The organism is Leptospira kobayashii (genome assembly GCF_003114835.2).
GTDB lineage: Bacteria > Spirochaetota > Leptospiria > Leptospirales > Leptospiraceae > Leptospira_A > Leptospira_A kobayashii.
The window spans coordinates 1,654,025-1,669,478 of sequence record NZ_AP025028.1 but is presented as its reverse complement, the minus strand read 5'-3'; the positions used below and the strand labels follow the sequence as shown (position 1 = coordinate 1,669,478).

Annotated in this window: 15 protein-coding genes; 11 read left to right on the top strand and 4 right to left on the bottom strand. The window is 40.8% G+C overall.

The window, feature by feature from the left end; translation table 11 throughout:
- Position 1: 1 nt before the first annotated feature.
- Positions 2 to 1,507 (top strand): M20/M25/M40 family metallo-hydrolase, encoded by a 1,506-nt coding sequence (locus DI077_RS07280; RefSeq protein ID WP_109018934.1) that lies wholly within the window; start codon positions 2 to 4, stop codon positions 1,505 to 1,507.
- A 5-nt stretch (positions 1,508 to 1,512) separates the two neighbouring features.
- On the opposite strand, the gene DI077_RS07275 is transcribed toward DI077_RS07280, so the two are convergent.
- On the bottom strand, positions 1,513 to 2,643 hold the full coding sequence (locus DI077_RS07275; protein WP_109018933.1) for an MBL fold metallo-hydrolase: 1,131 nt from the start codon (positions 2,641 to 2,643) through the stop codon (positions 1,513 to 1,515).
- Positions 2,644 to 2,714: 71 nt separating this feature from the next.
- Here DI077_RS07275 and argC point away from each other — a divergent pair, with 71 nt between their 5' ends.
- Both argC and DI077_RS07265 read left to right on the top strand, forming a co-directional pair.
- Positions 2,715 to 3,737, top strand: a complete 1,023-nt coding sequence (gene argC / locus DI077_RS07270; protein ID WP_109018932.1) for an N-acetyl-gamma-glutamyl-phosphate reductase — start codon at positions 2,715 to 2,717, stop codon at positions 3,735 to 3,737.
- Positions 3,738 to 3,972: 235 nt separating this feature from the next.
- A complete protein-coding gene (locus tag DI077_RS07265) occupies positions 3,973 to 4,380 on the top strand; it encodes a hypothetical protein (RefSeq protein WP_109018931.1) in 408 nt (135 codons plus the stop codon).
- A 46-nt stretch (positions 4,381 to 4,426) separates the two neighbouring features.
- Here the strand turns inward: DI077_RS07265 and DI077_RS07260 are convergent, their stop codons facing one another.
- Positions 4,427 to 5,590 (bottom strand): deoxyguanosinetriphosphate triphosphohydrolase, encoded by a 1,164-nt coding sequence (locus DI077_RS07260; RefSeq protein ID WP_109018930.1) that lies wholly within the window; start codon positions 5,588 to 5,590, stop codon positions 4,427 to 4,429.
- Between the two features lie 51 nt (positions 5,591 to 5,641).
- Between DI077_RS07260 and DI077_RS07255 the strand changes: the two genes are divergently transcribed.
- From DI077_RS07255 to DI077_RS07220, 8 genes are all read left to right on the top strand, one after another.
- A complete protein-coding gene (locus tag DI077_RS07255) occupies positions 5,642 to 6,274 on the top strand; it encodes a DedA family protein (protein ID WP_109018929.1) in 633 nt (210 codons plus the stop codon).
- Positions 6,271 to 6,750, top strand: coding sequence for an LIC11661 family lipoprotein (locus DI077_RS07250; protein ID WP_109018928.1), 480 nt, complete (start codon positions 6,271 to 6,273; stop codon positions 6,748 to 6,750). Before DI077_RS07255 ends, DI077_RS07250 begins: the two co-directional genes overlap by 4 nt.
- A 174-nt stretch (positions 6,751 to 6,924) precedes the next feature.
- A complete protein-coding gene (locus tag DI077_RS07245; RefSeq protein WP_109018927.1) occupies positions 6,925 to 7,824 on the top strand; it encodes a TRAP transporter TatT component family protein in 900 nt (299 codons plus the stop codon).
- 23 nt (positions 7,825 to 7,847) lie between these two features.
- Entirely contained in the window at positions 7,848 to 8,858 is a 1,011-nt protein-coding gene (gene dctP / locus DI077_RS07240) for a TRAP transporter substrate-binding protein DctP (protein WP_109018926.1), read from the top strand.
- A 36-nt stretch (positions 8,859 to 8,894) separates the two neighbouring features.
- Positions 8,895 to 9,599: a TRAP transporter small permease gene (locus DI077_RS07235; RefSeq protein WP_109018925.1), complete on the top strand. Its 705-nt coding sequence runs from the start codon at positions 8,895 to 8,897 to the stop codon at positions 9,597 to 9,599.
- A complete protein-coding gene (locus tag DI077_RS07230; RefSeq protein WP_109018924.1) occupies positions 9,599 to 10,903 on the top strand; it encodes a TRAP transporter large permease in 1,305 nt (434 codons plus the stop codon). The genes DI077_RS07235 and DI077_RS07230 overlap by 1 nt, the downstream gene beginning before the upstream one ends.
- A gap of 127 nt (positions 10,904 to 11,030) precedes the next feature.
- A complete protein-coding gene (locus DI077_RS07225) occupies positions 11,031 to 11,558 on the top strand; it encodes a hypothetical protein (RefSeq protein ID WP_242935397.1) in 528 nt (175 codons plus the stop codon).
- 33 nt (positions 11,559 to 11,591) lie between these two features.
- Entirely contained in the window at positions 11,592 to 12,170 is a 579-nt protein-coding gene (locus DI077_RS07220; RefSeq protein ID WP_109018923.1) for a DUF1564 family protein, read from the top strand.
- 16 nt (positions 12,171 to 12,186) lie between these two features.
- On the opposite strand, the gene DI077_RS07215 is transcribed toward DI077_RS07220, so the two are convergent.
- Together DI077_RS07215 and DI077_RS07210 are read right to left on the bottom strand one after the other, a co-directional pair.
- Complete coding sequence (locus tag DI077_RS07215; RefSeq protein WP_109018922.1) at positions 12,187 to 12,882, bottom strand: response regulator; 696 nt, start codon at positions 12,880 to 12,882, stop codon at positions 12,187 to 12,189.
- Positions 12,875 to 15,448 carry a sensor histidine kinase gene (locus DI077_RS07210; protein ID WP_109019000.1) on the bottom strand — a complete coding sequence of 858 codons (2,574 nt, stop codon included), beginning with the start codon at positions 15,446 to 15,448 and terminating at the stop codon, positions 12,875 to 12,877. Before DI077_RS07210 ends, DI077_RS07215 begins: the two co-directional genes overlap by 8 nt.
- Between the last annotated feature and the right edge of the window lie 6 nt (positions 15,449 to 15,454).

Genomic DNA, 15,454 nt, shown 5'->3' with positions numbered 1-15,454 from the left:
TATGAAATCGGAAAATTATAATTCACTTAACCATTATATCGTAAAAAAATCCATCTTTCGGATACTTCAGTTCTTCTCTTTGTTCTTACTCATCTCTTATTGCGCAAGTTCCCCCATTCAGGAAATCAAATTAAAACCGAATACGATCCAAGTTGATTGGGACAAAAGGAACGAGGAAGCGGTTAAAATTTTACAGGACTTGATCCGCATTCCTACGGATAGAAAAAACGAGATAGAAGTCATCAAATACTTACAAGCCTATCTCGCAAAAGAAGGAATTCCTTCCGAAATTTACTTTCCGAAATCCAGACCGGATCATGCGAACTTAGTAGCAGTCCTCGAGCCGGAAAAATCCCAGATACTCGAAAAAGGCCTGATTTTGGCAAATCACATAGATGTTGTGGAAGCAGATGCTAAAGAATGGAAAGTTCCGCCTTACTCCGGTTTGATCAAAGACGGTCGTGTTTGGGGGAGAGGCGCCATCGATATGAAAGGAATGGCGGTGATGCAACTTATGGCATTTTTGGAACTTAAAAGATCTAAAGTCCCTCTCACTCAAAAGGTAATGTATCTCGCGTTATCCGACGAAGAATCTGGTTCGAAATTCGGCGCAAGGTTTATGATTGCGGAACATAAACATCTGTTCCAGGATTACGGTTTTCTGATCAGTGAAGGAGGAGTCGCAGTCAAAAATGCAATCGTTCCCGAAGTGACTATTTTCAATATTCAGTATGCGGAAAAAGGAAATCTTTGGCTCAAGCTCAAAGCAAAAGGAAAAAGCGGACATGGAAGTACTCCTCCTACCGAATACGCATCCTTGAATCTGATTAATTTTTATAAAGAAATATTAGCATTCGATACAAACATCAAAATCACGGAAGAGACAAAAGGATTTTTTTACCAACTGGGAGTGATCAGCGGATTTCCAAATTCGCTTTTTTTAAAGAATGCGGGCAATCCTTTATTCAAACCTTTTTTAGCAGGTCCTATTCGAAAGAACAGACACCTAACAGCTATGACGACGAATACGAAATCCATCACCGGCCTTTTTACAGGTGAAGAAGAAACCGGTTATAATGTCTTGAACGGAGAAGTATTCGGCAAACTGGATGTGAGAGTATTACCGGGAGTGAATACAAAAGACTATATCGAAAAGATCCGAGCCATTGCGAAAAACTATTCTGTGGAAGTGGAGGTCTATGATGAATTGAGTGCCGACTCTTCACCGATTTCCTCTCCCCTTTTCCAAATCCTAGCCAATGTTGCAGTATCGAAAGTGGAAAAAAGTATAGCAGCCCCATTCATGTCTCCCGGCAAGACCGACAACGCCAGCTTTCGAAGGATAGGAATCGACTGTTACGGTCTGATTCCCGCCATTCTGGAACCGGATGATCTGGACACAATGCACGGAAAAGACGAAAATCTGAAAATCGAAAACCTAAAACTGGGAAGCAGTATCCTGTTCGAAACCATTATACAGTGGGGAGATACCCGCAAACCAAAGTAAGTTTCCTATTTCACATTTTCCCACCAAGGTTCGGAATGAAACGGTGATCCGACTTCTACCACCTGACCAGGCTTTGGTGTTACCAAATTCGTTTTCGATTCATTTGCAGCTTTTACAGTAAGAATGATCGGTTCTTTCCATTCGTGAATGGCAAGATTGAATGTTCCCCAATGTACAGGGAGCATCGTTTTGCCATTCACATCCGAGTTTGCTTTGACAGCATCTTCCGGATTCATATGAATTCCATCCCAAGACCAGTCATACGCACCAACCTTAATCGCCGTTAGGTTAAATGGTCCCAATCTTTTTCCTATTTGGGAAAAATGAGGGGAATAACCGGTATCTCCGCTGACAAATACTTTGTTTTTAGGACCGATCAAACTCCAGGAAGACCAAAGAGTCGATTTACGATTGAAAAGCCCCCTTCCCGAATAATGAACTGCGGGAGTGCAAACAAATTCCACCGCACCTACCTTTCCTTTTTCCCACCAATCCAATTCCACAATTTGGGATTCATTCACTCCCCATTTTTCCAAATGAGCTCCTATCCCGAGAGGGACGAAAAATTTGGTACCTTTTTCTTTTAAAAACTGAACGGTAGACATATCCAAATGATCGTAATGGTCATGGGAAATCACGACTGCATCTATTTTGGGAAGTAAAGCGAGCGGAATCGGAGGAGGAAAAAACCTGTCGGGACCGAGACTCGCAAAAGGAGAAACCTTGTCTGCAAAAACCGGGTCGGTAAAAATACGAATACCATCTAACTCAATCAATACGGAAGCATGACCGAACCAAATCGCACGTAATCCTTCTCTTACGGGAGTTTGGAATAAGCCGGGATCGGGATTCAAAACGGGAATTTGAGAATCAGGGACTCTCTGTTCGCCACCGAATAACTGCCGTTTGAGAACCTGAAAATATCCGCTTCCGTTAAGCATTTCTACAAACGGCTCGTTTTCAAAATGTTCTCCTTTATATTCGGGAGAGGATTTGATTCGTTCCAATCTCTTTCCTTCCGGATCCCCTCCGAAAGAGCTGAGGCAGGAAGTCTGTATCAGGCAAAATATAAGAACTAACAGAATGGCAAATATAGTAAAACCGAGTTTTTTGAATTTCATAATTGATCCCTTCATTTAGACCAAACGATTTCAGAATTGACAGCTCGGTCTGAAATAAAAGACATTCAAGGCAAGGACCTTTATTTATGTCAAAGTCAAAATTAGCGATCATCGGTGCAGGCGGACTCACAGGAAGAGAATTACTCCGTTTGCTTTCCGGCCATGACGGCTTTGAAGTGGTTCATGTTACCTCGAACCAGGTAAACGGAAAATCCCTCCGGGAAGTTTTTCCAAGTGAGCCCGGGATGCCGGATCTTTCCTTTGTAAAACATGATTCGGAAATTCCTTCCGGAACTACAGTAGTTTTGGCCACTCCGAATGAGGCTTCTATGGAGATGGCTCCGAAGTTGCTGGCAAAAGGTCATAAGGTGATCGATCTTTCGGGTGCCTACAGACTCCACGACGAATCCATATTCGAAAAAGCTTATAAATTCAAACATCTTCATTTTGATAAAATGAAAGATGTAGTTTTCGGTATCCCGGAACTGTTTCGGGAAAAAATAAAAAACGCAAACTTTGTATCCAACCCCGGTTGTTTTTCCACGTCCGCGATTTTGCCGATCGCACTTCTGGGAGATTTGAGAAAACAAATTTCCTCCCCCATCATCATTGATTCCAAATCGGGAGTCAGTGGAGCGGGAGGAAGGACGGAAGAAATCGGATTCGCATACACTCACGTATATGAAAATTTCAGATCTTACAAAGTTCTCTCCCACCAACACGAACCCGAGATCGCAGAATATGCATTTGTCGGCTCAGAATCAAAGGACATAGTATTTACCCCTCACCTATTACCCGTTTACCGGGGAATACTCTCTACGATTTATATCCAGCTCTCCGACGGAATAGGCGAAGATACGGTTCGGGAAAAATTTTCGAACCATATCAAAAACGAACCTTTTATCCGACTGCTTCCTACTCCGGAAGATGTGGAGATAAGGAAAGTTCAAAATTCAAACTTTTTAGATATCGGATTCAGAATGAGAAAAAATCATCTGGTGATCGTTTCCGCTCTGGACAATTTAGGCAAGGGCGCCGCAGGACAAGCGTTACAGAATCTAAATCTGATGCACGGATTTGCGGAAACAAAAGGATTGTTAGCTGGTTAACCGAATTTTATTTTGCAGTGCTTTTTTTGGGGAGACGGACCTACTCAAAAAATCCGGGACATTTCCCCACCTACTGGAAGCGGGAATAGGTAACCTGGAAGCAGGTGTAAATACATTCGATTATTTATTAAAACATCCTGAAATTGAAAGCATTGTATTTATAGGATCCTGCGGAGCTTACCCTTGGGCGAAAATTCCCACAGGTTCGATTGTAGTTTCTTCCGAATTCGACCATTTGGAAATTGCTGCAAACCTCGGGATCACAAAACAGATCTTAAAGGAACAAAGCTGGATTGGATTTGCAAAGGACAACCCTACTTTACTCTCACTGTCGGATTTTGCTAAAAAACAGATCCGATTTAAGGATAATATTTTCTTTTCCAAAAAAACAAATGCGCCTACTTGTCTCAGTTTGAAAGACCTGGATCTTCCTCCAAGCAAGGAATGGGAAAGCCTGGATGTGGAAAATTTGGAATTGTACGGACTTGCTACGGTCGCAAGGAAATTAAATAAAAATCTTTTCGCAGTATTATCCGTTACAAACCAAGTGGGAAGCGATGGTTCGGCGGATTGGCAGAAAAACTGGCGTAGTTTTTCAAACGCCTTACAAAGCCTGATCCTGGAATGGAGAGAGAATTTTTAATAGAATCTCGGAAGGAATTTTCAATAGGATCGATCGGACTTCAATTTTAGTAAGGTTGCCAAAAGATTCCTTCGGACTTTAAAGTTTCGACCGCATAACGGTCAGTCATTCCTGCAATATAATCACAGATGATTCTATCTCTTCCTTCTTCTTTCTCCCTTTCCAAATAGGAATCGGGGATCTTGGATGGATTTTTCTCAAAGTATTGAAATAATAGATGGATTGTTTCTTTTCCGTTTTCACTCATTCTCATCACATCGGGATGCCTGTACAATTGATTCCAGAGAAAATGTTTCAATTCTTTCAACTCTTCCCTAAGAGTATCCGCAAACCCAACGATTCTTTTTTTATTACGAAATGATTTGTAAACATCTTCTAGCGAAGATACACCAAGATTTGATAAATTGGAACTTGTAGTTGTAATCAGATTGGAAACAAATTCATTTAATATATTTCTGTAAGTCGCCCGCAAAACCAATTCGTCTTTGACAGCAGGATATTTGATTTTGGATTCCAAATAATTTCTTCTCCAAATTTCAACTCCCATCAAATCTTCCAGTTTTAAAAATTGTTTTTCTAAACCGTCCTCGATATCATGAGTGGAATAAGCGATTTCATCCGCATAATCAACGATTTGCGCCTCAAGACTCGGCCCGTCTTCCCTTCTTTGGATATTCAAATCGGAAAGATCGTAATCTCCTCCGTGTTTCATAATTCCCGCAAGGGTCGCATAACAAAGGTTTAGTCCCGGAAAATTGGGATATTTCCGCTCCAATTTCTGAACCACCCTGAGAGACTGTTTGTTATGTTCAAATCCACCCCTTCCCCTCATGATATCTGCAAGAGCTTCCTGACCTGCATGTCCGAAAGGAGAATGTCCCAAATCATGTGCCAGGGAAATCGCTTCGCTCAGATCTTCATTCAAGCCCAAAACCTTGGCAATCGTTCTGGAAACACCTGCGACTTCCAAAGTATGGGTCAATCGGTTGCGATAATGGTCTCCCACGGAATAAACAAAGACTTGCGTCTTGTATTCCAGTCTTTTAAAGGATTGGGAATGTAAAACCCTGTCTTTATCCCTCTGGAATGGGAGGCGATACGGATGATCTTCTTCCTGATAAACCCTTTCTGCGGACGCATTGCTTTTCACTGCATAAGGAGCTAGATTTTTTTCTTCCTCTTCCAGGAACGCCTGTCTTCCTTTTAGCATAAATTCTCTTTCCTTTTTCCGTTAAATCCTAATAACAGTATAAAACACCGCATGGACTTTTTACAAACTCTAGTAACCTTTTTTATGCAATACGGATATTTTGCCGTATTCGGAGTGCTGATCCTTTGTGGTTTTGGTCTCCCCGTCCCTGAAGACATTTCCCTGACCGCAGGGGGGGTAATTTCAGGTTTAGGTTATACCAATGTGCATGTCATGTTCTTTGTGGGGATGGCCGGGGTTTTAATCGGTGACAGCTTCGTATTCTGGTTGGGAAGCCATTATGGAGAAAGAGCTCTGAAGCTACCGATTCTCAAATCTCTCCTCCATCCGGAACGATTTGAAAAAGTCCAGACCCAGTTTAAAAAATACGGAAAATGGGTCGTTTTTGTGGGTAGGTTTATGCCAGGGCTTAGAATGCCGATTTTCTTTACTGCCGGGACTTCCGGACAGATTTCCTTTATTCGTTTTTTACTTACAGATGGGTTTGCAGCCTCCATTTCCGTTCCGGTTTGGGTTTACTTAGGATTTTACGGAGCTCACAATTTTGATGAGCTGATGAAATGGGTGCGTCAGGGCCAAACCGCGATCCTTGTGATCGTAAGTGTCGTTGTGATCGGTTTTTTACTTTTTTTATGGAAAAAAAAAAGAAATGAATCCAAACCCGAGGCGACTATCAGCCAATGATTCGAATTTTTATCTTCCTTCTTTCCATCGCCATACTCATCGTCGATTGTACAAATTACACTGCCTCCGCTTCCAACCAAGCCCCTCCTTTGCTTGTCAGTGCAGTTAACAACGGAAACTCCAATTTTATATTAAGAGTTAGAGCAAGTAACCCGGAGATCATTTTTCAGGGTTACAGACTTTTCCATGGAAATTCGGAATCGGAAGCGAGGAACCCGGGAGATTTAAATTCAGGAAGTGATTGCAGTTTGCAAAACGGACAGATCACTGTTCTTACAAATCAACCGACGGAGTATGTTTTTGAAATCGATCCTGTAGCCGCTGTGGCTACTTCTGGAGCGGTATGCCGTTTCAAAAGAACCGTTTCCTCAGGCCAGTACATCAGCTTGAGAGCGATTAGCCTTTCTCTTTCCACACAAAATAGTTCCAGCTCTTTGCGTGTTTCCGGGCCTTCCAACGCGATCATTCTGCCTTAAAAATAAAACTTTCTTGCATTTGCGTCAAATACATGTATTTTTCTTCGGAAAGATGAGGTTTGTTTCAGATTTTTAGACTTTTTCTAAAAATTACACGGAACATGAGTTGAAACCCTTTCCCCGTCTGGGAGAATTGGGACTTCATTTAAATAGAAATCGGAGGATGATGAGACAATGATTCGAACCAGCAAATGGTCAAATTTACTAATAGCATCTTTATTGGTGCTCAGTGTGGTAGCTTGCGGAAAATCTAGACAAGTTAAAATTTCCGGAGAAGCGGTAGAACGCTCAAAAACTCCCGCAAAACTTCCTGCTGAAATTGAAAAGTTATGGAAGAACAGACAAAATGAAGCCGACCTTCGCCAAGCACTTGTTTTACTGGAAAAATTCGCAAACGAAAATCCTCAATATACGGATGTTAAGGTAATGCTTTGTACAGGAAATTACTTGATGGGTGACGGGCATTTGTGGCTGAAACTGACTGGGGAAGATTCAGATGCTGCCGTTAAGGAAGAATCCGTTAAGTTCTATGATGCTGCAGTAAACTGGTGTGAGGCGGGACTTGCAATGAATCCTGCATTCAGAAAGAAACTGACCGAAGGTGTTGAACCTGAAAAAGCTCTGGATACTTTGACTGTGGAAGATATCGATTCTCTATATTGGAGATATGCTTCTCTCGGAAAATGGTCGAGACTTGTAGGATTCACTACCCTTCTAGGAAACAGAAGCAAGTTCTCTGCAATGGTGAACAGAGTGAAGGAATTGGAAAAACAACTTCCTGCCAAAGAATATTTTTATTCGGCAACTCTTCGTTACGAAGCAACTAGCAATGCTCTTTCTCCAACGGGAGACAAAAAGCTAGGAGCAAAACTTTTCGAAGAAGCGATCAAAAAACATCCTAATTATTTTGCAGTGAGAGTTCTTTATTCCGAAAGTTTACTCAAAGGGGATGAAACTAAATTTCAAAGCCAACTGAACTTTGTTTTGAAAGGCAATCCTAAATCTCTACCTGAGATTGAGCCCGAACAAATTGTAGAACAAAGAAAAGCCAAAAAGCTTCTCGACGAACTCTAATCTAAAACTACCAGGAAAACAAAATGATCAAAAAGCACGTAATTACATCCGTTTTATGTGCTGTGATTGCCTTGGCAACTGCCGGGGCAATTTCAGCTCAAACTACTGTTAAACTAGCAACTGTTGCTCCGGAGGGTTCTCCTTGGACTAACGAACTTGCTAAAATTAAGAAAAAAATCGATTCCGAGTCCGGCGGACAAATCAAAATCAAAGTTTATCCGGGGGGACAAATGGGTGGGGAAAACGAAATCCTCCAACAAGTGATCCGTGGTAAACTGCAAGGTGCCGGTCTCACAGCAGGAGCACTTGCCAATACGATTAAGGAATTGAACGTACTTGAAATTCCTTATTTATTCAGCAGTTATTCTCAAGCAGACTGTGTTTTGGATGACCACTTACAGGAAGATTTCAGAAAATTATTCGAAGCAAAGGGTTTAATCTTTGTTACTTGGGCTGAAAACGGATATAGAAGTATCGGAACAAAATCCAAACTGGTAAAAACTCCTGACGATTTGAAAGGTGTTAAAATCCGTATCCAAGAATCACCTGTCCATATTGCTTATTGGAAAGCGTTAGGTGTTAGCGGAATCCCGATTGCTATCCCGGAAGTTCTTCCTTCTCTCCAAACAGGGGTTGTGGAAGGTTTTGACAACACTCCTCTTTTCACTCTTGCTGCTGAATGGCAAACTGCGATCAAATTTTTCAGTTTGACCCGCCATATCTACCAACCGGCTGCGATCGTTTACTCTAAAAAATTCTGGGATACTTTGAATGACGATCAAAAGAAAATTCTGATGGGAGAAGGAAACGGTCTGGCTCCAAGTGCGAGAGTTGCCGTGCGTGCCATTGAAAAAAACATGATTGCTACTTTGAAAAAAGCGGATGTTCAAGTGTATGAACCGAGTTCGTCCGAACTAGCTAGCTTCAAAGCAACTGCCAATACGGTAGCTGGTCAAGTAGTTGGTAAAATCGGCGGACAGTCAAAACAAATCTACGACAAAATCCAAAAAGCAAAAGCCGCTTGCGGTAACTAAATAAAAATATAAACCTTCAAGGCGCGGAGAATCTCGATGAAAGTCGTAGAAAAAATACTTAACTATCTTAGCTTCGGCGAGAAGTGGGCGGGGGGAATTTGTTTTCTCCTACTCACTCTCTTAATGATTGCCGATGTCGCAAAACGTGAGGCAGTTGATAAAGTATTCAACTGGCTTATGGCAATTTTGGATGCATATCCAAATACGAGCGTTGCAGGAATTGTAGGGGATTGGTCGGTTTACATTACCGGTTCCATCCATTCAGGACTCCAAGGAACCTTGGAGTGGCTGGGTCGTGGCGGTATTGTTTGGGCGCAAAAACTTTCCCTTTATTTTATGCTTTGGGGTGGCTTATTCGGATCTGCGTTAGCAAGCGCTAAAGGGTCTCATCTTCGCCCTGAAATCGCGGACAAGGCATTACCTAAAAAATTGATTCCTTATGTAAAAATTGCAGAACAATTTACCATTTCCGCATTTTTCCTGTTTCTATCCTTTCTTTCCGTAATCTATGTTTTGGAAAGTATAGAATTGGATGAAGTTAACCCTGTAACGGAGATTTCATTATGGAAAGTTCAATTGATTTTCCCTTATGTATTTACTTCGATGGGACTTCGTCATCTTGCTTATGCAATCTTTCCAAAACTTATCCCGAGTGATGTAAATGAAGCGACAGAAGCATTGGAAGCCGCTGAAAAAGAACAGTGGAAACTTTCCGATACGGAAATTAGGGGGGATAAATAATGGGTTCTTGGGGAATTCTTGCACTACTCGTCGGACTGATCTTTCTCAGACAACCACTCATTGTACTTATGGGTGCCGTTACTTTATATTGTTATTACTTTCTACCGGAACCTCCTCTTGAGTCTTTCAGAGAGTTGAATAGCGTAATCGGCGACTTATTTTTTGCGGGAGACAAAGAGATTCTACTTGCGATTCCTCTTTTTATCATCGCAGGAAATTTAATGACCCATGGAAGTATTGCGCGTCGTTTGATTCGAATTGCGGAAACAATGACTGCTCCGATTCCAGGTGGACTTGCCATTGCTGCGGTTTTCTCCTGCGGGATTTTTGCAGCGATTTCCGGTTCGTCCCCTGTGACATTGATTGCAATCGGCGGACTTATGTACCCATCCTTAACTAAGGCTGGTTATCCGACGAACTTCTCCATGGGGCTACTTGCTTCCGGGGGGACTTTAGGGATCATCATTCCACCGAGTATCCCTATGATCGTTTATGCGATTATGGTGGGTGTTTCCGTTACTGATTTGTTTATAGCAGGGATCGGGCCGGGGATTCTTTTGATGTCATTACTGATGCTCTACTCGATCATCCGGGCGGGCAAGACAGTGAAACGTGGCAAATGGGTATGGTCGGATATCAAAATTGCTTGGAAAGAAGGTACTCTTGCTCTTTTGATGCCAGCTGTTATTTTAGGAGGAATCTATTCAGGTTTCTTTACTGCAACTGAATCTGCCGCCATAGCCGTGTTTTACGCTATCTTGGTTGAAGTTTTTGTTCACAAAGAATTGGAGATTCCTAAAATTCCAAAGATTATGGCAGAAAGTGCCGAGATGTTAGGAATTTTATTTCTGATTTTGATTTTGGCAGTGAGCTTGAACAAGTTCATGATCGAAAATGAAATTCCACAAAACTTAGTAGCAACCATGTCGGGACTGATTTCAAGCCCGGTAACATTTCTCATCGGAGTGAATATCTTACTTTTGATTGTAGGGATGTTTATGGACATCATGAGTGCGATTTTGGTATTAGCTCCGCTCCTTGCACCGATGGCTGTGAACTACGGAATCAATCCAGTTCATTTTGGAATTATCATGATTGTAAACTTAGAGATCGGATATCTGACCCCACCGGTCGGAGTGAATCTTTTCGTTGCATCTGGGATTTTCAAACAACCATTGGGTAAAGTCATTCAATCGGTCGCACCGATCGTTGCTTTGTTTTTGATAGGTCTAATGCTTGTAAGCTGGATTCCTGAAATTTCACTCGGTTTGATCGGAGGAACGGAAGGCACACCTAGCCCTTAGATTTGATTTTCGACTTGGCTAAAAGGCTGTTTTAAGGTTGCCTGTTGGTCCAGTTTTTGCCGTGAAACGCAAAAACTGGGGCTGACAAAACCTTGTATTTTTTTGGCGATTGGCGGATTCTAAACAAATGCAAATCCCCTATCATAGAATTTTTTCCTTGGTGACCTTTCCTCTTTTGATTCTTTTTCTGACAGCCGACCTTTTTGCGGAAGATGAAAACTGGCTTCGCAAAGGAGATTCTTTTCCTAAAATCATTTTCACAAACCAATTTGAAAAAGAAGCACCTATCGCTCAAAATACGAAGAAAGTAATTTTTGTTTCCGATATGGACGCAAGTAAGATCGTACATAGTGTTTTGGAAAAAGATGGAGATTCTCTATTGAATCAGTCAGAATCCGTCCTGATTTCCGATATCCATAAAATGCCAGGTTTGATCACTAAATTCGTAGCCTTACCCAAAATGAGATCTTATTCTTACACCATCCATCTTATCCGTGAAGAAAATATAGGCTCTACCATTCCTCGTAAAAAAGGACTAGTGACTTTGATTTTTCTCGACCGGGAAAAAATAACATCCATTGAGTTTGTTGACGAAGCATTCAAATTAAGAGAGTTTATAAATTCAAATCACTTAAAAACCGAACCAAAAAATTAGACCAAATCTATTGAAACTTGACCCTCCTTATTTATGAGAGATGAAGATTCAATTATTGATTTTAATGAATTTATACGCAAAGGGTTTAGCAAAAAGGAATTTTCTGAAGAAAATAGCGAAACTGTTACTTACCGATTTCGTTATATCAAAGATATAAATACTTCCTTTTTGATTCCCGAAGAATTAATCTTAAAACGGCGGCAAGCAGGCTGGCGGCGAGGTAGTTCTTACTCCGGTCTAGTAAGGAGTCTATTGGAAGGGTCTGCCTTTCCTATCTACCAAGGATTGATACCTAAGATTCGAAAGAAGGTTACTCGCACTTACCAAAATACCGGCTTAGCTTTGAAAAAAGTAAGCTGTAGGATACATGACAGAGATTTGGTGGAAATGGACATAATGGCACAAGCTTTAGGGATTTCGAGGAGCAGATTACTTGTGTTGATGTTGGAATGGGAAGAACTTGGTTGGTTGGAGGTAATGCGTGCGTTGGGTGTTGTAAGAAGTACCACATCTTTCCAGTCACTCGAATCCCACCAATACCTAAGAAAAAACTACCAAACACCGATCCCCACCTACACAATCCAAATCAAACATTGCACAAACTCCTCATAAAAACCGATTACAAAAGCTATTTCCATCGATAACCAATACCTGGCTCAGTAAATAACCATTGAGGCTCGCCCGGATGATCTTCTATCTTTTTTCTTAACTGTGCGACATGCACTCGTAAAGAATTCATTTCATTTTGAGCATCATCCCCCCATATAACTTTAATTAGCATTTCATATGTCAAAACCCTGCCTGAATTTTTGATAAAAAATGCCAATAACTGAAATTCAGTTGGTGTTAGACGAACAACATTATTATTTTTTAATATTTGACGGTTCGTAATATCAATTTTCAGATTTCCGTGATGCCACGGCGATTGAGATTCATCTTCCGGGATACGACGCAAAGCCGTCCTCATACGAGCCAGCAATTCTCCCATAGAAAATGGCTTAGTAACATAATCATCCGCTCCGCTGTCTAGTAGCCGGATTTTGTCCTCATCTTGATTGATTACCGAGAGCACGATCACAGGAATTTCGGTCCATTGCCGGACCTCTTTTATCAAATCTTCCCCTGATCCATCAGGTAATTGCAAATCCAAAAGAACGAGTTTAGGAGATTGCAAAGCGATAAGCTCGATTGCTTCCTTCTTAGAAGCAGCTTCCAAAGTGAAATAGCCTTTCGCTTCCAAAGCGATACGAAGAATTTTTCTGATACGAGTATCATCATCCACAATCAAGATAACATCAGATTTGGGTAGATGAGAATTATGCATCTAATGGAAAAGGAACTTCAATCTGAAAACAAGCTCCACCTTTTTTTCTATTTTCTGCTACAATATTACCTCCATGCAATTCTATAATGGATTTTGTAATTGCCAAGCCGAGGCCGGTCCCGATCTTTCCTGTAGATTCCCCTCGAAAAAATTTCTGAAATACCACGGAGGAATCTTCGGGAAGTCCCATTCCTTCATCTTCCACTTTCCAAACCGACATCCCTTCTTTCATTTCAACGGATATCATAATCTTAGAATCTCTGGGAGAATACAAACAAGCATTATAAACCAAATTAAAAATCGCATGGCCAAAGAAAGTTCGATCCAAAATCAAAGGGATCTCCGGATTTACAACATTCGTAATAATTTGATGTCCTTCCTTGGAAGAACCCAAATAAGATATTACATCGGAAATAATTTCATTCGGATAAATCTTTTCTTTCTTTAAAGCAAGATGGCCAGATTCAATCCTGCTAATGTCCAAAAGATTCCCAAGTAACAAATTTAAGATCAATGCACTGGATTGAATTTCTTCGATCAATGCCCTTCTAGCTTCCTGATTACCGTCAATCTCAGGATCCATTAAAGCAGTAGCAGAACCGTTAATAGCCGTTAGAGGAGTTTTTAATTCGTGAGACAAAGAATTAAATAGCAAATTATAAAGTTTTTCAGATTCGACTAATAGATAATTTTTCCTCGCGTCTTCCGATAAAGTGTCCCTCTCCAAAGCAATGGAAACCTGATTTGCAATCGTGTTTAACAATATTTCCTGTTCCAAACTAGGCTCTTCCTTAGTTTGAACCGTGATAACACCGGTTGTTCCACCGGGAGATAATAAAGGATAAAAACTGCTATCTGTCAACGGCAATGTATCGGTAAATCTACCGGCCGGCTTTCCATTTTTTATTACCCACAAAGCAACCGCTAATTCTTTAGGATCGGAAATATCAGGACTCAACTTTCCATTATGAAATAAATGCATACGAACCGGAAAGGGAAAAAGTCTTTTAAAAAACAAATCCCCTACTTTTAAAATTTCATTACCCAAGGAAGTTTGAGAAAGCGTTGCAGTCAGTTCGTATAATATGGATAATTTTTCCTCTCTGGATCTTAATTTAACCTCATTCTTTTTCAACTTTGCCGTCAAACTTCCGTTCACCAAAGCAATGATGATAAAAATAAAAAACATCAATAGATCTTCCAGTTTAGTGATAAAAAAAGTAAATCTAGGAGGGATAAACAAATAATTCCATAAAAATGCCGACAAAAGTGCAGCAACTAAAACAGGACCTCTTGTATAGAATACTCCGGACAAAGCCACAAAAAACAAATATAGAATGGAAATCGGCCAGTAACCTATATAGGGAAACACCAATGAATTTGCAAAAGTCAGAACACCTACCAGTAAGGAAACGCTTAGATAACTTCTAACACTCGAAGAAGGAATCAGCAATTTCCAAAGGCTGATCTTCTTTCCCGCTTTTCTTTCGATAGGTACAACTATAATTTCCACATCTTGCAACAATCCGATCAAGCGGTTAGGAACGGATTTCTTAAAAAAAGAGAACCGGTAAAAATCTGTATTTCTCCCGATCATAATCCGATTAATTCTCTTTTCTCTCGCAACATTCACAATCCCGATAACGGGATCGGACTCATACGAATGAACCACTTCAGCTCCCAATTCTTTAGCCAGATTGATATGGGAACGTATTTCTTTTTTCTCCTCCGGACTAAGTCCATCCTCCGCTTCCGTAAAAATCGCAACCAATTCACTATTCCTTTCGATTGCCAGTCTTTTCGCTTGTCGAAGCAAAGATTTGGAACTGGGACTTGCGGAGATGGCAACGAGCAGGCTCTCTTTCCCTTGAGGCAATCTCTTCTCCACGAAACGAGCCGTGTAATTCAAAGACAATTCCCGAAGGTAGGTCAAATTTTCTTCTTTGAAGAAATTTTCCTTCGCCCATTCGATTTTTTCAGGAAGATAAACTTTTCCATCCTTCAGTCTTTTTAATAATTCATCAGGAATAATATCAATTAATACGAGTTCGTCTGCTCTTTGCAAAATAGAATCGGGAATTGTTTCCTTTACGGGCGACAAAAGTGTTTTTTCAACTAAATTCACCTGACTTTCCAAGTGTTGTACATTTACGGTCGTCAAAACATGAATCCCTGCTTCAAGGATTTCAAAAACGTCTTGATATCTTTTTTTGTGTAAGGAACCGGGAATATTTGTGTGTGCAAGCTCATCTACCAAAACAAATTCAGGCTTTCGCTTCAATATCGTTTCAGTATCCAATTCATCCCATTCCTTGTCGCGATAATGAATCTTTTTCAAAGGAAGAATTTCAAGTCCGTCCAATAACTGTTCCGTTTCAAACCGGCCATGGGTTTCAACAATTCCAACGAGAACGGATTTTCCTTCCTCTCTCATTCTTTGCGCTTCCTTTAACATAGCATAGGTTTTACCTACGCCGGGAGACATTCCGAAAAAAACCTTCAACTTTCCCGATGTGTTTTTTGCATCCTGTTTGGCTAAAACCAAATATTCTTCCGGGGTTTTCATTCGATC